General features: G+C 37.9%; 18 protein-coding genes and 1 riboswitch. Of the genes, 15 read left to right on the forward strand and 3 right to left on the reverse strand.

Going from position 1 to position 17,778, the window contains the following annotated elements; translation table 11 throughout:
* The first annotated feature begins 15 nt into the window (after positions 1–15).
* Positions 16–1,059, forward strand: coding sequence for an aminoglycoside phosphotransferase family protein (locus NAG76_17080; protein ID URN93531.1), 1,044 nt, complete (start codon positions 16–18; stop codon positions 1,057–1,059).
* Between the two features lie 22 nt (positions 1,060–1,081).
* On the opposite strand, the gene NAG76_17085 is transcribed toward NAG76_17080, so the two are convergent.
* Positions 1,082–1,591 (reverse strand): hypothetical protein, encoded by a 510-nt coding sequence (locus NAG76_17085; protein URN93532.1) that lies wholly within the window; start codon positions 1,589–1,591, stop codon positions 1,082–1,084.
* A 207-nt stretch (positions 1,592–1,798) separates the two neighbouring features.
* A riboswitch (cobalamin riboswitch) is annotated at positions 1,799–2,008 on the forward strand.
* Positions 2,009–2,154: 146 nt separating this feature from the next.
* Here NAG76_17085 and NAG76_17090 point away from each other — a divergent pair.
* The 10 genes from NAG76_17090 (at position 2,155) to NAG76_17135 (ending at position 12,253) form a co-directional block, all read left to right on the forward strand.
* A complete protein-coding gene (locus tag NAG76_17090; protein URN93533.1) occupies positions 2,155–3,135 on the forward strand; it encodes an ABC transporter substrate-binding protein in 981 nt (326 codons plus the stop codon).
* Position 3,136: 1 nt separating this feature from the next.
* Positions 3,137–4,180, forward strand: a complete 1,044-nt coding sequence (locus NAG76_17095; GenBank protein ID URN93534.1) for an iron ABC transporter permease — start codon at positions 3,137–3,139, stop codon at positions 4,178–4,180.
* Positions 4,177–4,959, forward strand: coding sequence for an ABC transporter ATP-binding protein (locus NAG76_17100; GenBank protein ID URN93535.1), 783 nt, complete (start codon positions 4,177–4,179; stop codon positions 4,957–4,959). Before NAG76_17095 ends, NAG76_17100 begins: the two co-directional genes overlap by 4 nt.
* A gap of 5 nt (positions 4,960–4,964) precedes the next feature.
* The gene (gene cobT, locus NAG76_17105) at positions 4,965–6,035 is read left to right on the forward strand and encodes a nicotinate-nucleotide--dimethylbenzimidazole phosphoribosyltransferase (GenBank protein ID URN93536.1); all 1,071 of its coding nucleotides are present in this window, start codon (positions 4,965–4,967) and stop codon (positions 6,033–6,035) included.
* 4 nt (positions 6,036–6,039) lie between these two features.
* On the forward strand, positions 6,040–6,621 hold the full coding sequence (gene cobU / locus NAG76_17110) for a bifunctional adenosylcobinamide kinase/adenosylcobinamide-phosphate guanylyltransferase (protein ID URN93537.1): 582 nt from the start codon (positions 6,040–6,042) through the stop codon (positions 6,619–6,621).
* Positions 6,622–6,623: 2 nt separating this feature from the next.
* On the forward strand, positions 6,624–7,610 hold the full coding sequence (gene cbiB / locus NAG76_17115; protein URN93538.1) for an adenosylcobinamide-phosphate synthase CbiB: 987 nt from the start codon (positions 6,624–6,626) through the stop codon (positions 7,608–7,610).
* Complete coding sequence (gene cobS, locus NAG76_17120; protein URN93539.1) at positions 7,583–8,428, forward strand: adenosylcobinamide-GDP ribazoletransferase; 846 nt, start codon at positions 7,583–7,585, stop codon at positions 8,426–8,428. The genes cbiB and cobS overlap by 28 nt, the downstream gene beginning before the upstream one ends.
* Before the next feature lie 115 nt (positions 8,429–8,543).
* Positions 8,544–9,653 (forward strand): threonine-phosphate decarboxylase CobD, encoded by a 1,110-nt coding sequence (gene cobD / locus NAG76_17125; protein URN93540.1) that lies wholly within the window; start codon positions 8,544–8,546, stop codon positions 9,651–9,653.
* Positions 9,643–10,398, forward strand: coding sequence for an adenosylcobinamide amidohydrolase (locus NAG76_17130; protein ID URN93541.1), 756 nt, complete (start codon positions 9,643–9,645; stop codon positions 10,396–10,398). Before cobD ends, NAG76_17130 begins: the two co-directional genes overlap by 11 nt.
* Before the next feature lie 82 nt (positions 10,399–10,480).
* Entirely contained in the window at positions 10,481–12,253 is a 1,773-nt protein-coding gene (locus NAG76_17135) for a stalk domain-containing protein (GenBank protein URN93542.1), read from the forward strand.
* A gap of 211 nt (positions 12,254–12,464) precedes the next feature.
* On the opposite strand, the gene NAG76_17140 is transcribed toward NAG76_17135, so the two are convergent.
* The gene (locus NAG76_17140) at positions 12,465–12,902 is read right to left on the reverse strand and encodes a hypothetical protein (protein URN93543.1); all 438 of its coding nucleotides are present in this window, start codon (positions 12,900–12,902) and stop codon (positions 12,465–12,467) included.
* Between the two features lie 374 nt (positions 12,903–13,276).
* Between NAG76_17140 and NAG76_17145 the strand changes: the two genes are divergently transcribed.
* The 4 genes from NAG76_17145 (at position 13,277) to NAG76_17160 (ending at position 16,970) form a co-directional block, all read left to right on the forward strand.
* Positions 13,277–13,555, forward strand: a complete 279-nt coding sequence (locus NAG76_17145; GenBank protein ID URN93544.1) for a DUF1294 domain-containing protein — start codon at positions 13,277–13,279, stop codon at positions 13,553–13,555.
* Positions 13,555–14,721 (forward strand): DUF3900 domain-containing protein, encoded by a 1,167-nt coding sequence (locus tag NAG76_17150; protein URN93545.1) that lies wholly within the window; start codon positions 13,555–13,557, stop codon positions 14,719–14,721. Before NAG76_17145 ends, NAG76_17150 begins: the two co-directional genes overlap by 1 nt.
* 78 nt (positions 14,722–14,799) lie before the next feature.
* The gene (locus NAG76_17155) at positions 14,800–16,119 is read left to right on the forward strand and encodes a hemolysin family protein (GenBank protein ID URN93546.1); all 1,320 of its coding nucleotides are present in this window, start codon (positions 14,800–14,802) and stop codon (positions 16,117–16,119) included.
* A gap of 68 nt (positions 16,120–16,187) precedes the next feature.
* Complete coding sequence (locus NAG76_17160; GenBank protein URN93547.1) at positions 16,188–16,970, forward strand: undecaprenyl-diphosphate phosphatase; 783 nt, start codon at positions 16,188–16,190, stop codon at positions 16,968–16,970.
* 90 nt (positions 16,971–17,060) lie between these two features.
* On the opposite strand, the gene NAG76_17165 is transcribed toward NAG76_17160, so the two are convergent.
* Positions 17,061–17,708 carry a TetR/AcrR family transcriptional regulator gene (locus NAG76_17165; protein ID URN93548.1) on the reverse strand — a complete coding sequence of 216 codons (648 nt, stop codon included), beginning with the start codon at positions 17,706–17,708 and terminating at the stop codon, positions 17,061–17,063.
* Positions 17,709–17,778: the final 70 nt, after the last annotated feature.

Genomic DNA, 17,778 nt, shown 5'->3' on the forward strand with positions numbered 1-17,778 from the left:
AGGGAATGAATGACATTGGAGCTGAATTTCAATGAGAATCAGATTAAGTTGTGGGTCGCAAAAAACTTTCAATCATTAGGATTAGATGGATCAAAATTAGGAGTTCGTTATATTTATAATCCAGGTGGTTTTGTTAATCAGTCCTACCGCGTAACTGATGGCGAAACAACGATACATATTAAACTTGCACGAACCGAAAAAGCCCACCGTCTTAAACAGTGGGCATCAATAAGCGAACATTTATCTATACATTATAAGGCTCCTAGATTGATAGGAGAGATTACAGAAGAACTAATAGAAGGCTACACTTATGGATTAGTGTTTCGATTTATAGAGGGGAAATCATTAAGTTCTGTTTCTAATTCAAAACCAATCACTGAGAATATATTGCATTTACTACATCAATTACATAGAGATAAAGAGATCGAACAAATGATTCGGAACGATGATCAATATGAAGTGCAAAACAAATTACAAGAAGATATGCAAGACGACTTACATGACTACTCTTATGCAGATGCATTCAAAGAGGAATATATCAATCGATTCCTAGAAGATCTAAACATCATTAGATCCAAGCAACATTTGCTTAATTTCGTGACATCAGATTCAATAAATTGGTTTGAGAATGAAGTAGTAGCATTAGAACAACTAGTACGTTCAACAGCTTCATTTCAGCAAAAAGCTTTAGATGTCGTTCATAACGATATGAATGGGGAGAATGTATTAGTAGACAATGATCATGATTGCTGGATTATCGATTGGGATGACTTAACGGTAAGAGGCGATGCGGCAATGGATTATTCCGTTCTATTATGGCCGAAATATAATGAACAAGAGTGGTCATATTGGAGTGAATTAGTTTTAACGTTGGCAGGTAAAGAACTATTCGAGAGGTTACAATTCTACTTCCGTGCAAAACTATTGGATGATGTCATTGATGTACTTGCTGACTACATTGAAGCAGAGGAAATACCTGAGCTGAAAGAAATAACTCAGAAGCGGGCTAAAGAGATTCATCTTCGTGCCTATTCAGAGTATAAGAAGCTATACTTGTAGCAACATCTTAAGCAAGTGAGATTTACTTTACATTAAATGTAAAAGCTAATTGTATCGCTTCGTCTTGGGGTTGATCATCATAAGTAACTGTTGCTGTAGCCACCCAAAGTCCAGACATAACAGGAATTCCTTCGCCGTGGTAGATACCTTGCTCATCGGGCGTCATCGTGAATTGAATCGTTCCACAATCCATTGTCAACATATTAAGATGAACCGTTACTTTCGTATTTGATGGTAGCGAATTACCGTTTAGTTGGTCTAAACTGTTAAGGGTTGCATCTGAATCTGAATTAAAACCAGAAGCTGAATCTGGCATTAGCTTTAATGTAAACGCACTATTAGTAAGAGCAACAGCGTCATTATGATTTATATTAAACTGTAACGTACCAATTGATGTTTCACTCGTTGTGGTTTGTTTCTGGAGTGATTGATCTAGTACATTCGTACCTTGTGCAACGATATAGCTATACCCTACACCAAATACTAGTACGAATATGAGCAGGATAAACAGTCTAGTTTTCCATTTGTTCACAAGATCCCTCCTAAAATAGTAGGTATGATTCTTTATCATTTTTAGAGATGAACAACGACGTCGAAAGCATTAATTTATTATTCATATGTTACATAGCTTTGGTTGAATCAATATTATAACTAATAAGTTATATGTAGCGGAGCTTGCTCTTTATGTATATAGGTGACATCTTATAGTAAAATCGTGTATAGTAAGACAGTAAAACAATTGAATAGCGTGTACTTAGGTTCTATGATGTAAATGACATCATAGATGAAAAGGGAAGCTGGTGTAATTCCAGCGCGGACCCGCCACTGTAAGAATGGATATACGTTGTATATCGAAGTAATATTAATTGTCACTGGATATCAATGATCTGGGAAGACGATATTACGATTCATTCAAGTCAGGAGACCTGCCTAAGGAAAGAATAAGCATATTCCTACGTGGATTTAGGAGATGTTGGATAGACTTAATTGGTATGTAAAAAATCATTTAAGTACAGGCGTCTCCAACATCGGAGGACGCTTTATTTTGTTGTACACGCTTATGAAATTGAATAAAGAAAAAGGGGATAGGAACAAATGATTTCGAATGTGAAGAAAGTTCTACAAAGCAATAAAGTTGTACTGGTATTGATGCTAGTTATGATGTTGGCACTTACTGCATGTGGTAACAATAATGCAGCAGAAAGTAATAAGCAGAATCAACAAGTTGAAGATACGAATGGCGCAACTACCGCCGAGTCAGCGTACCCGATAACATTAACTGATGCAACGAATACAGAAGTAACTCTTACAGAAAGTCCTAAAGCAATCGTATCGATTGTACCAAGTGAAACAGAAATTCTATTTGCGATCGGCTTAGGTGATAATGTTGTAGGTGTAGATGAATATAGCAATTATCCGGCAGCAACAGCAGATATTGAAAAAGTGGGCGATTTCATTACTAATATAGAAGCTGTAATGGCATTGCAACCGGATATCGTATTAGCTTCATCGGGAATGAATGGTGAAGCTATCACGAAATTACGTGAGCAAGGAGTCTTGGTGTATGCATCTAACCCAGCTACATACGACGAAGTAGTTGCTCATATTAATCAACTAGGCGTATTATTAGATGCACAGACTCAAGCTGGAGAAGTTACTGCTGAGATGAACAAAGTGAAAGAGGATATCGTTGCTAAAGTAGCAAATGTTGACCCGCGTAAAGTGTACTTAGAATTTGACGCAGGATATACTATGGGTTCTGGCACATTTCTAGATGATCTTGTAACGATTGCGGGTGGTATTAATGTAGTAAATAGCCAACCAGGTTGGTTCGAGGTTGATGCTGAAGCAGTTATTACTGAAAATCCAGCAGTTATTATTTATCCTGATTTTGGAGAGGAGCAAAGCTCTATTCTAGCAGGTATTCAGGCACGCCCTGGTTGGGATGCGATTGATGCTGTGAAAAATAATGAGATGGTTATGGTTACTAATGATCCTTTAGTTCGTGTAGGTCCACGTGTAGCGCAAGGATTATCTGAAATTGCCGCAGCCATTCATCCAGAGCTATTTCAATAATATGAATAAGAAATTAATCGGATACGGAGGAGCAGCAATGCTCCTTCTTTTTATAACGATCATTACAGCGATTTCCCTCGGCTCATCAAACATCTCGTTTGCCGATGTATGGGGGATTTTGTGGCATTCACTTCCATTTAATGCTGATGCGCAAGATTTCTATTCCAAAGGCGAGATAGCGATTGTCACGCAAGTTAGGCTTTCTCGTGTACTACTAGCAACGTTAGTAGGAGCATGCTTAGCATTGGCAGGTGTCGGCTTCCAAGGGGTTCTTCGTAACCCACTAGCTGATCCTTATACACTTGGTGTCGCTTCAGGAAGTTCAGTAGGTGCTGCATTTATTATTTTAATGGGTTATCAGATGTTACTTGGTCTATGGACAATCCCACTTGTTGCTTTTGGGACGGGGATTGTAACTCTATTTGGTGTCATTGCATTAGCCAAATCTCAAGGCGCAATGCAGATTCAGACACTGGTTCTAGCAGGAGTTATTATACAATCGTTCCTTGGCTCATTTGTCTCATTAATGGTGTCGATGTCTAACGGCGTCGTGAATGAAATCCTGTTTTGGATTATGGGTTCTATTTCTATGAAAAGCTGGGAGCATGTCTACATACTATTCCCATTTTTAATTATTACTTTGCCGATTATTATGTACTTTGGGCAAATTTTGAATTTATTAGCTCTTGGCGAACGTGAAGCTGCATATATGGGCGTCAATGTTGAACGAAGTAAGATTATTGTGCTTATTGTATGTACATTATTAACTGCTGCGGCTGTATCTGTGTCAGGCGTTATAGGATTTGTAGGGCTTGTTGTGCCGCATCTCATAAGATTGATGGTTGGTCCAGATTATCGGATTCTTATTCCACTATCTGCTATCGGCGGTGGAATTTATATGATTATGGCAGATACGATCGCTAGATTAGCGCTAAGTCCGAAGGAATTGCCTTTAGGCGTTGTTACGGCATTACTTGGAGCGCCAATCTTCGCATATTTATTAACTAAGAAAAACCATAAGCAAGGCGGTGTTCAATCCTTATGATTAAAGCACATTCACTAAGCTACTCTTATGAATCGATTGATATTTTTCAAGATTTAAACTTTTCTTTTGAAATGAATCAATTTTATGGCATTATTGGTCCTAATGGAGCTGGTAAATCAACATTACTTCAACTTTTAGCTGGAATTAGAAAGCCAACAACGGGTTCTGTTCTGTTTCAAGATCAACCTATTCATCGCTTTCCACGTAAAACGATTGCTCAGAAAATTGCTGTGTTACAGCAGGGAGGTCTTCCGCCGCTTGGTTTTACAGTGCGCGAAGTGCTTGAGATGGGGCGATTCCCATATCAAAGTTGGCTTGGTGGTGAAAAGACTAATATAGATGGTATTATTGAAGAAGCGATTCAATTAACGGGATTAACTAATCTTGTTTGTCGTACATTAGATCAATTGAGCGGTGGAGAACGTCAGCGTGTAGCTCTGGCCAAATTAATTGTACAGCAACCGGAGATTATATTACTTGACGAGCCTACAACCTATCTGGATATTGGTTATCAGCAAATCATTATGGATGTCGTGAAAAGTTGGCAGCAACAAAAGCAGTTATTAGTTATCGCGGTTATGCATGATCTGAATTTATCTGCTCTATACTGCGATCATTTATTAGCTTTGTACGATGGACAAATTATAGCATCAGGTAAAGCTGAGCTTGTGCTAACTTCAGAAAGATTAAAAGAAATGTACAATGCATCTACCGTTATCATTCAGCATCCAATCAACCAATCACCACAGTTATTGTTAACGCAAACAAAAGGAGAATGATTATTATGGAAAAGTGGACAGAGCAACAACTACAACAATATATTTCACATATTGAGTTACCTGAGGAACATTATGCAGAGCAAGCAAGACAACATTCAGATCAATTAACGAAACCACCAGGAAGTCTAGGAAAGCTAGAAGTTATTACGGCACAACTAGCCGCTATAACTGGACAGTTATGGCCAGATCTTAGTAAACGAACGGTCATTATTATGGCTGGTGATCATGGTGTGTGTGACGAAGGAGTTAGCGCATTTCCACAATCGGTTACTCCGCAAATGGTACATAACTTCTTAAGTGGTGGAGCTGCAGTTAATGTGCTTGCAAGAGGCGCTCATGCTAATGTTGTATGTGTAGATATTGGTGTAGCAGCTGAGCTTGAACATCCTCAATTACGTTCTCACAAAATCAGGTATGGAACAGCAAACATGGCAATAGGTGCTGCAATGTCGCGTGAGGAAGCAATTCAGGCTATTCAAGTAGGAATCGACGTAGTAGAAGAACAATATGGACAAGGCGTCCGCATGTTTGCTACTGGTGAGATGGGAATTGGTAATACGACGGCCAGTGCTGCGATCGTAAGTGTACTAGCTAATATTGATGCTACCGCAGCAGCAGGTAGAGGGACAGGCATTAATGATGCGATGCTAATGCACAAAATTAATATTATTGAACGTTCTATAGCAGTGAATGCACCTAATGAGCAGGATCCTCTAGATGTACTCGCTAAAATAGGAGGTTTAGAAATAGCCGGCTTAGTTGGTGTAATGATCGGAGCAGCTAAACACCGTTGTCCAGTCATTATTGATGGTTATATTTCAACGGCAGCAGCATTAATTGCTGCGAAGTTAAGTGGAAATACTGCTCGATATATGATTGCTTCACATCAATCCCAAGAGCAAGGTCATGTTCATGCGCTTGCTTCGATAGGCTTGCAACCGATGATTCAATTAGATCTTCGAGTTGGTGAAGGAACAGGAGCTGTATTATGTTTTCACTTCATCGATGCTGCTTTAAGCTTAATGCAAGAGATGGCAACATTCGCGAGTGCTGGAATTGATGGTCGGGAGGACTAAGCAGATGATCACACTCGTAACAGGCGGCGCGCGTAGTGGCAAAAGTCAATTTGCAGAACAATTTGCAAGATCGTTATCAACACATGGCATCTATATTGCAACCGCGCAAGCATTTGATCAAGAGATGGTTGATCGTATCGCATTACATCGCAAACAACGCAACAATGAATCTTTTCAATGGGCAACTTGGGAAGCACCATTACAACTTACACAATGTCTAGAAAGCATTCGTAATCATACGGTAGATAGTAATCCAGTTCAAGAGCCCGTCATATTGATTGATTGTATGACATTATGGCTAAGTAATTGGTTTATGGAGTTAGATGTGGAACATGAGGGAAATGATAAGTTACTCGAAGTGATCCATTCATTTCTTCAATATTTACAAGATTATCCTTACGCTGTTGTTATTGTTAGTAATGAGGTTGGTAATGGCATTGTACCGATGAATAAATTAAGCAGAATGTACCGCGATGAAGCAGGTCGCCTTAATCAACGGATTGCTGCATTAGCAGATAAAGTATTTCTCGTTACTGCAGGTATTCCGATTGATTTGAAAACGTTGGCTTACAAGCTGGAGGAATAGTCATGTGGTATAGCTTGCAAGAATGGCTACTTATTATTATTGCCGCCATTGTCATTGATTGGGTAATCGGAGATCCGAAATGGCCAACTCACCCTGTTATTTGGATGGGAAGATGGATTAAGTGGCTACAAGGGAAACTATATCATCCTGAGCGCAACTATAGTAATCGCTCTCTTCTGTATAGAGGGATGTTACTTACTGGTAGTACAGTAGTACTCGTGGCAAGTATAATGGTCAGCATTCATGTAATCACTTATGCAGTACATCCTTGGCTAGCTTATATTGTGTCAGCGTGGTTATTATCAACAACGATTGCAGTGAAAGGTTTAAGGGATGCAGGTCATCTAGTCTATGAACCATTGATAAGTGGAGATATGGACAATGCTCGCAAATATGTTGGTTACATTGTTAGTCGAGATAGTGAAGTAATGGATGAAAGCGATATGACGAGAGCAACTGTTGAAACGATTGCAGAAAATATTGTAGATGCTTTTATTTCCCCTATCTTTTGGGCGTTAATTGGTGGTGCACCTCTTGCGATGGTCTACCGTGCATGTAATACGCTAGATTCCATGGTTGGTTACCGAAATGAGAAGTATGAATATTTTGGAAAGTGTTCTGCACGACTAGATGATATACTTAATTATATTCCAGCTCGAATAACGGGACTAATTATTGTTACGATTGCATGGTTGCATCCAAAGCTTGATGGAAGAAAAAGCTATCAGGCAATTGTTACTTTTGCAAAAAAACATCCTAGTCCTAACAGTGGTATTCCTGAATCAGCGGTTGCGGGAGCACTTCATATTGAATTAGGTGGACGCAATCGTTACTTTGGAGAGTGGCATGAACGTGCTCGACTAGGTTGGCCAACTCGGCAACTACAAGCGATTCATATTAAGATGAGTATTAACGTATTATACGGTGTACGGATTTGGATTTTAATAGGAGTGATCGCAGTTTGGTTAATGATGAGCGTGAACAAGTAAAACAATATGTATATGGATGTGTAGCAGCAATACAGTTTCTCACGATATTGCCTATTCGTATGCAAATCGAATTCGAAAAAAACATTCTACATAAAAGTGTTATCTTTTTCCCTGTTGTTGGTGCATTGATAGGGTTAATCGTTAGTATTTGTGGATGGGGAATCGGCTATGTAGCTCCGCCAATGCTGGGTGCGTTATTGTTAGTCATATTATGGATTGCTTTGACCGGCGGATTGCATTTAGATGGGCTTATGGATAGTGCGGATGGATTATTAAGTCGTAGAAGTAAAGATCAGATGTTAGAGATTATGAAAGATAGTAGAGTAGGAGCATTTGGCGTCATAAGTGCAATTATCAATATAGCGCTAAAATGGGCAGCTCTAGTTTATCTGTTGCAAGAAGTTGCAAATAAGCAACTTTCTATCGTTTGGTTAGTATTAATTATAGTAGGGACATCGATGTGGAGCAGATGGTGGATGGTCATAGCAGTTTCGAGTTGGAAGCCTGCGCGCAGCAATGGGTTAGCATCTATGTTTCATGGCATAAAGCGTCAGTATGTTAGTGCAGCCACGACAACGTCTTTATTTTTATATTTAATGCCATTAATGTTTTATGTTATTAACATTTCTGGTTACAAAGACTTTCTCTGGTTAGCGCTACTATTACCAATGATATCTGCAATTGTCGGCTGGGTCGTAGCGAAGTGGATGAAAGCTAAATTGGATGGATTAACAGGGGATACGTATGGAGCGATGACAGAGATTATTGAAAGTATTAATTTAGTGATCGCTGTTATGTTTATCTACACCATTATATAATTGCATTTGATTATGATCATTGTCATTCAATATCGAAATAGATAGAAAAAGTCAGAAACGATATCACATAGTATGTTTACGTAACGACTAGGAAATAAAGGGAGGAGGAATACAATTGCTTGAAAGATACGGACACGGTGGTGATTTGCAATCTGCTTCCGAACTATATGATATTGAACAAGATCAATTATTAGATTTCAGCTCCAATATGAATCCGTTAGGACCACCTCAAGTCGTAGCTGATATCTTATCGCAGTATATGCAACATATTACGAACTATCCTGATCCAGCCAACCGCCAGCTTAGAGAAACAATTGCAAAAAAGCATCTAGTTCACACTGATCAAGTGATCGTAGGTAATGGAGCAGCAGAATTAATTGATCTTATCATTCGTTATATTAAGCCGAAAACTGCAGCAATTGTTGCGCCTTCTTTCATCGAATATGAACAAGCATTACAGAAGATTGATTGCAAAATCACTTATATCGAAAGTCATGCAGATCATGGATTTTCTCCGAATGAACAACAAGTAGAACAATTAATTGAACAACAAATGGTTGAACTCTACATGCTAGGCCATCCAAATAATCCTACAGGGCAATTACTTAGTGAAAAGATGGTAACGAATTTACTTCAATCAGGTGCTATTGTTGTACTAGACGAAGCATTTTTAGATTTTCATCTAGATGAAGATGGGCTGAGCTGGATTTCCAAAGTTAACACATACCGTAATCTCTTTGTTATTCGTTCGATGACGAAATTTTACTCGATACCAGGTATACGACTAGGCTATATGATTGGCGCGGCAGAGCAATTGGAACTTATGAAGCAAATGCAGTATCCATGGAGTGTAAACTCATTAGCCCAATTTATTGGTCATGCTGTTTTACAAGATCATTCATTTGCTAACCAATCAAAATCTTGGCTAGTTGAAGAAGTAAATTGGATGTACGAGCAACTTGTCGCCTTACATGTTAAACCTTTTCGAACGGTCACCAATTATATATTAGTTGATCTCTCCTACGGTTACGATATCTCCGCGTCTGAGTTGCAACAGTTAATGGGTATGCAAGGTGTACTAATTCGTGATGCAAGCACATTCAAAGGATTAGAATCTTCATATATACGTTTAGCGATTAAGTCGCGGCAACAAAACATCCAATGTCTAACTGTTTTATCCACAATTCTATCAAAGTATAGAAAGGATGTTGTTGATGAATTGTAATGATATGGAAAGTAACACGTTGCAGTATACGATTACTCAGCCGTTCAGACAGGGCATTCATCAGTTTTCTTCACAGTTTCAGCAACATTTGTCCGCTAAATATCGTCATAATAGTGTTGTGATCGAAAGTGACCTGCCTTTGAAAGTGATCAGTAGTAGTGTATGGAATGGTGGAGTACATATCGCTAATGCCTTTGTCAATTACCGAGTACCACTTTATTATGAAAGCAATGATCCTATCAATGACATGCTTGAATTCATTGCTAGTGAGCAACTTTCAAAAGAATATACGATAGGTTTAATGACAGCGGCGAATTTAGCTGATGCAGTAATTGGAGAATGGCGTCAAGAGGATTATAGTTTATTTGTTCTCGTAACATCTGGTACGTCCAATGCGGCACGAGCAGGAACACCTCGTCAAACTTATCCAGCATATCATGCGGGTACGATTAACATATTTGTCATAATTGATGGGCGATTAAGTGAATCTGCAATCATTAATAGTCTCATAACGGCAACAGAAGCCAAATGTGCCGCGCTTGCTGACTATGGAATTATAGAGCAAAGCAATGGACTAATTGCTACAGGAACAACTACGGATGCTTTAGTCATTGCTTCATCACAACAACAAAGTTATGTTCACGAGCATTTGTATGCAGGAACAGCTACAGATATAGGCTGTCAGCTTGCAGAGCTTGTGTACAATTCGGTTTACAAGGCAGTTTCATCACAACATGAGCAATAACAAAACATAATTTACTTCAAATACGACTTTCACATATGTGAAGAGTGTAGCGAAGTTAAAGGAAAGCATCAGGAGGCTAACAATGCGTAAAAAATGGGTAGCATTAGTTCTTAGTACTAGTATTCTAGCAAGTTCGGCATTTGTCATTCCACAGCAAAATATCGCAAGTGCCATCGCAACAAGTACAGCTCAAGTCGTTCTCTATTTGGACAAGAAGGAAGCTTTTCGTAATGGCCAGCAAGTAACTTTAGATTCACCTGCTACGGCAATCTCAGGAAAAACATATTTACCTGCCAAATTTTTAGGTGATACATTTGGGATGGATGTAACTTATAATGCAGCGTCTCGTTCTGTCAAAATGGTTACAGAAGACCATGTTATTGTTCTAGATACTAATAAAAATATTATTACGCTTGATGGTGTGAAGCAGCCTAACAATAATATCGCTCGTATGATTAATGGTAGAATAATGGTGCAATTAACTTGGCTTTGCGATGTTATGGGGGCAACGTATACTTATAATAATGAGCAGAAAAAAGTTACAGTAACTTATGTACCTAAAGCTAAAGATAATTATGATAAAGAACTTGGTTCAACTCCAGTTGCGAAGTTCGCTGTAGATAAAGAAAAGTATGAGATTGGTGAAACGATTAATTATACGAATCTAAGCTACGATCCAGATTCAGAGTCTGTTGCTTTATCTTGGACAGGGAAAAAAGATGCTTTCTTTGAAGCGGGTACGTATGAAGTTTCTCTTGTAGCTACTGATAAAAGCGGAAATAAAAGCAAACCATATACAAGAAAAATCGTTGTAACGGATAGCGTCATGTTTGATGAGTTTGAATACGGTGTATACACTGGTAAAGCAGGTTCATACATTAAAGCAACAGATTCCGAATTTAATTCGCAAATTTTAAAATTCCCACAAACTTCTAAAAAATCAACATATGATACTTCTCGTAAATTGCTTGTAAGCGATAGTCCGGAGAATATTAGAACTTCAGGGATTTTATATCAAGATAATATTAATGGTAAAGCTCGTTTGTATGCTAACCATGTTAATAAATCAGGGAAAAACATGCAGTTCGCGATTTTAGCGACGAATAATGGATCTGAGCCAGTAACATTGAAAACGACAAATGCTGGCGAAGTATTCCCATCGAAATATGCAATGCTACTAGGCAGTGAAGCTCCGATTGATTTCTTAATGAATAATAAGATCACTGAAGAATTTGTTGTAAAACCAGGTGAGACAATCATTTACCGTCAGTTCCCTACATTTTTCCCTGAGTACGGAATTAATACGATGTATGATGTTGAAGCGACAGGTCCGCTACAAATTACATTTGCGGCAGATACAACAGCTAGTTCCAAAATGCTTTCACTTAATAAATTAGCTTATGATGGTCATGTTAGAGGAACATTTGAAGCTTCTGATATTCAATTAGATCTTGATTTGTCTAAAGTAGGCACGAATAAATTACAAAGACTTGTTATCGGTGATGGTAATGCTGATCCGTTCATTAGTGGATATGATGTGCAACGTGATGTTCCGACTACTTTATCCGGTAATTATGGTGCAGTTTATCGCATTACGATCAATAATCCAGGCAATATGACGGTATTATTAAATGCAAGAGGAGGCTCTTTCAAAGGTGCTTTCAAAGTGAACGGACAGTTTGTTCGTGTACCATCGTCTGGTGTGTTAACACCATTTGACGGATTTGTATCACTTGGACAAACATCGACGAAAGATAAAAAACTAACGATTGAATTTAGTCCTCCAGCAGGATCTTCATTCCCGATTAATCTTATCTTCTATCCGTTAGATTCAAGAATTGATCAATTGAAGTAGCTTTACTAGACGATTTGATTTAACGAAATAATTTTTTACAACAAGAAACACCTTTAAGTAGGTAGCGAGTGGGTAAACCAATCGTCCAACGTAAAGGTGTTTTTACTTTTTATAAATCTGCAGTGATTAGAATGATAGCAATCGTCTAATATATGGTGAGGAGGAGAACAACATAGTTTGCAGCAATGGATGATTAATATTGCGGCAATTATTAATATCCAGACAACAGGAAATAAGATGTTATTCTACGATCTTCTATTCCAGGAGCATAAGTAGGTTCCTGACCTATAACTAAGTCGGACACAAATGATCCTTTGTCATCGATGTAAAGTCTATACAATCGATCACCTATAGTTGCAGACGCACCAAATTCTTTATTATAACTTTCTAAAATATTAAATTTATCTCCTTCAAAAATACCAATCGAAAGTGACTCATTATTAATCTCTTGGTGAGTGGCACAGTGAATTTCATTATGACTTAGGAAGTTCCAATGGTCAGATATTCGGATAACGCCTTCAGGTTTGTATCCCCAATCTACTTCTTTGTTATAGAAGCTTTTGCTATAAGGTGACTTATGTACTTCCTTAAAGTTCAGATTAATGAATTCACATAATGCAAAAATATCTTCTTTATTTGCATTTTTCATAGTTCATCAATCTCCTTCAGTATATAAATTCATTTTTTGAATAAGCCCATCATCGCGGTGCTGAAATTCAGCATTATTTAACTTGTTCATATAATAAATTATACCTTATTACTAACTATAATCCTAATGTCCGAACGGTCAGAACAGCATCCATATCTATTTAGCAGTAATGGAAGAGAGGATCAGTTTCAATTTAGGTGCAAATTGAGTATGGACTGTAGTAGAATATAGATACTGTCGTCTAATTGTAATTAATAGATGACAGGTTGCTAAGTTGATACTACTGATTTTTTTATATACATATCTAGTTAGGTCTGTTTATAGATTTTTTGAAAAATCGTAGCGCTAATTTAATAGAATGGGGAGGCAACAAAGTGGATACTATATACTGGATCGTAGGTTATATTCTATTTTTAAATGTGTACTTATATTGGGTTATGGGTAAGGATAAAGAAAATGCTCGTCGCAATCAACCACGCATTCCAGAGCGTCATATTTTTCTGTTTAGCGCTTTAGGAGGAGCAGTAGGTACTTATACAGCCATGTATCATTTTCGTCATAAAACAAAACATCGTAGCTTTAAAATAGGTATTCCAGTTATAATCATAATTCATTTCATACTTGCTATTTTAGTCGTAGGAGCGTTGAACTAATGGATTTTCGAATGAATTACTTATCATTTTTCGTCATACAATCGGAAAGTGATAAAGGCTCTGTTGGTAGCTATAAAGCTTTCAAACATTATCAAACAATGGACGGTGACGAATACTCAGATAGTGCTCTGAAACAATTTCTTGACGAGGAATTTATAAAAATTGTTAAGCGTAAAGTAGAACGTCATCCCAACACACCTAATGCTCCAACGAAGGTCGGAATGTTTATGGTGGAGCCAGGATATGAGTTAGCCAGCAATGGAAACTACAATTTGTTTCAACGTATTCGTGAAGCCGATCATAAAGAAAGATTTCATAGTTTATCTGATGAGCTTGTGCGCGTCTATATGGATACTTCAGCTGTTCGAGGCGGTGCATTTATCGTTGCATCATGTACTTTGAATACGTTTTTTGATGAGCCTTTTCTATTCATTTTAAAATGTGACTTCGAACCCAAAATTGCTCGCATCTCCGATGAGAAAAGTTTGATTGCACAAGTGGAGATGGCATTTAGTGCGCGTAGCATTAAGTCAATCCAGTATCCGCATATGGAGCAAGAGGGTATTCTTGAGCGCTGGGAACTGAAAATTCATCAAGCATCGCATGCCAGATATTTTGAAGATTTTTTGAAGTATGTGAGTTATGAAAAGCCTATTCCAGAAGTTGTTAGTGAGCAAGTCGTTGAGATGGTTCATCAGTATATTGAAGAGAAATGGCAAGATAATGTAAGCAGTGAACGTTCTCAGGAAGAAAATGCGGTAGAGGTATGGGCTGCAAGTGAGAAGCGGGAATTACAAGAATGGTGGACACCACAACAAGTAGAAGAAGCTAATTATTCCCTCATTCAACAGAAGGAAGATTTAACGATGGCTTTTAAAGTAGGTAATGTATCTATTAAAGGGCTATTAGCAGATTATGGGGTTAGCGTACATATCGCCAAGCACAATGGGCGTTATGTAGCAGTGATTGAGGGTGATGCGTTACAATTCGAGAAAGGAATGTCTCCTGTTGAATTACTTGCGCCACCACCACTTGAAGACATTATGGAGATCATTGGTACAAAAGTAACAGACACAGCCAGTGAGACTGATTCATTCGATTCATCTGATGCATTTGCAGAAAATGTTCAGCCGATTCAATCTAATGATGATACTCCGCCTTGGTAATGACATCAGAATGCATAATAACTCATCTCTAAGGAGAATCTATTTCGGTATATTGTAATCGAGAGGAGTCCTGCATAGATGATTGTGAACATAATTGTTTTTCTTATATTATTGATTCTAACTGCATTTTTCGTTGCTACGGAATTTTCCATTATTCGTGTCCGGCCGAGCCGAGTTCAGCAAATGGTTGCTGAAAACGTCAAAAATGCAAAAGCAGTGGAAATTGTAACGAAAGAGCTTGATGGATATCTTTCAGCATGCCAACTTGGAATTACTATTACTGCATTAGGACTAGGATGGTTAGGTGAACCAACGGTAGCAAAATTACTGCACCCTTTATTTGTTCATTTGCCACTATCTACTGAGATTAGTGATATTATTGCATTCATTGTTGCTTTTCTATTTGTAACTTTTCTACATGTGGTTTTTGGAGAACTTGCACCGAAAAGTGTAGCGATTATTAAATCAGAAGAGATGGCGATAAAGCTTTCACCGCCAATTATTTGGTTTCATAAAATCGCGTACCCATTTATATGGGTGCTCAATGGATCTGCTAATGCGCTTGTTAAGCTAATGGGATATAAGATGATGAGCGAAACTGATGCTCATAGTGAAGAAGAGATTCGCCTAATATTGAACGATAGCTATGAGAATGGCAAGATCAATAAAAGCGAGTTAGGGTTTATGACTAATATTTTTGACTTTGAAGATACATTAGCAAGAGATATTATGGTACCTCGGACTGATATGGTATGTGTTTTTGTAGAGAATAGTACAGAAGCTAACATTGAAACAATTATGCAGGAACGATATACTCGTTTCCCAGTTGCTCAAGGTGATAAAGATAATATTATTGGGTTACTTAATACAAAAGTTTATTTATTCCAACATATTACTAAAGCAGAAGAGCATCCCGATCTTACGAAATTGATGCAAACGGTATTGTCTGTACCAGATACGATGCCAATCCGAAAATTACTTACGATGATGCAACGTGATCAGATTCATATGGCGATTTTGCTTGATGAATATGGTGGTACATCAGGATTAATTACGATTGAAGACATTATCGAAGAAATCGTTGGGGAAATACGCGATGAGTTCGATACGGATGAACGAGAAGAAATTGTTCGCATCGACGATAGACGTTTTCTTGTGGAAGGTCGCGCACTAATTACAGATGTGAATGAGATGACAGGCTTGGATTTGGATGTAGGAGAAACGCATACCATTGGAGGTTGGTTGTATCAATTACAACCTAATCTAGATGAAAATATTGAGTGGAAGTATGCAGACGCTACTTTTATTGTTCGTGAGCGAGATGAAAATCGAATTCGCAGTTTAGAAATTATTGTTGAGGCACAAGAACCAGAAATGTCTGGACTCGGTCATGCATAGAATAGAGAATGTACAAGCAGATGGTGTGTGCAGATTCTCATTCTAAAGACGAGAAGGAGTGTGTCAAAGTGTTAGATTTATTAAAAGCAATGATAATGGGTATTGTGGAGGGACTGACGGAGTTTTTACCGGTTTCCTCCACAGGCCATTTGATTTTAGTTGGTCATTTGTTAGGATTCGAGGGAGAGCGTGCTAAGACGTTTGAAGTTGTCATTCAATTCGGTGCCGTATTGGCAGTACTCGTACTATATTTCAAAACATTTATGAAAATATTGCAATTTAAATTAAATAAAGGTATGAACTTCATACATATACTACTTGCGATGTTACCTGCAAGCATTATTGGCTTGGTACTACATTCCGTCATTAAGCAATATTTGTTCGGACCATCAACGGTATTAATTGGTCTAGTGCTTGGTGGGATTTTGATGATTGTCGCAGAAAGAAGCAAGCGAGAAGTAACAGCAGAAGAATTAGATGATATTAGCTACAAACAAGCTTTCATTATCGGATGTTTTCAAATCTTAGCGTTATGGCCTGGATTTTCACGTTCTGGATCTACGATTTCAGGTGGTATTTTAGCAGGTACAAGTCAAAAAGCAGCTGCAGAATTTACTTTTATCGTATCAGTACCAATTATGGGTGCAGCGAGCTTACTTGATCTAATTGACAATCGTGCGGGTCTGACAACGACAGATTTGCCTTTATTTTTAGTTGGATTATGTGCATCATTCATCGTAGGTATGTTAGCAGTAGTAACATTCGTTAACTTGATGAAAAAATTAAAACTATCCTATTTTGCTTACTATCGTTTCGTACTAGCAGCAGTATTCGCCATTATCATTTTATAAGTTGAGTTCGCATCATCTTTGATGTCGAACATACTACGAAGCCAATCATCGCTATCAAAATCTGCAAAAGAGGGACAATCTTTGGGTCTATTACATAGACCCATCAGATTGTCCCTCTTTTTGTATGCCCATCCACAGTATATCAATCATCTGCGCTACTAGTTGTTCCACAGGAATTTCTTGCTGTTTAAGATTAAGATGGTTTTTCATTGTCAATAATGCGACAAAGGTATGTGCTAATACGACTGGTGAGTGATGATTCGTTATTTCACCATTAGCAATACCATTTTGAAAAGCATCATGGACGATATCATGAAGTTTTTTCTCAGCTTTTCGAATATTTTCGGTTTGTTCATCACATAATTCAACAGCGGCATCACGCATCATCGATTCAAAATCAAGATGTGCGTTACTCATTTGACGAATAGCAATTTTAATTAATTTATCTTTCAAAGATATGGGTTCGCTTAATATTTTGGCGGTTGCTTGATAAGCGATCGTCATCACCGCTACTAGACACTCCGTAAAAAGTTCCGATTTATTGTTGAAGTAGTAATAGACACTTGCTTTCGTAATCCCACATGCTTTCGCAACGGATTCTAATGATACTTTTTCATATCCGACCTCCATAAATAAAAAAGCACCAGTTCTTAAAATGCTCATTTTCGTAGGTGAATGTTCGACTTTTGGTCTACCTGGTTTTCGCTTTGGTATCGAGTTAGGTTGGTTTTCGTTCATAACGAGCTTCCCTTCATCAAAAATTCATAAATAACATATTGATTTATTTACTATCTAGTATATATAATTA

It is taken from the genome of Candidatus Pristimantibacillus lignocellulolyticus (assembly GCA_023639215.1).
GTDB classification, from domain to species: domain Bacteria; phylum Bacillota; class Bacilli; order Paenibacillales; family Paenibacillaceae; genus Pristimantibacillus; species Pristimantibacillus lignocellulolyticus.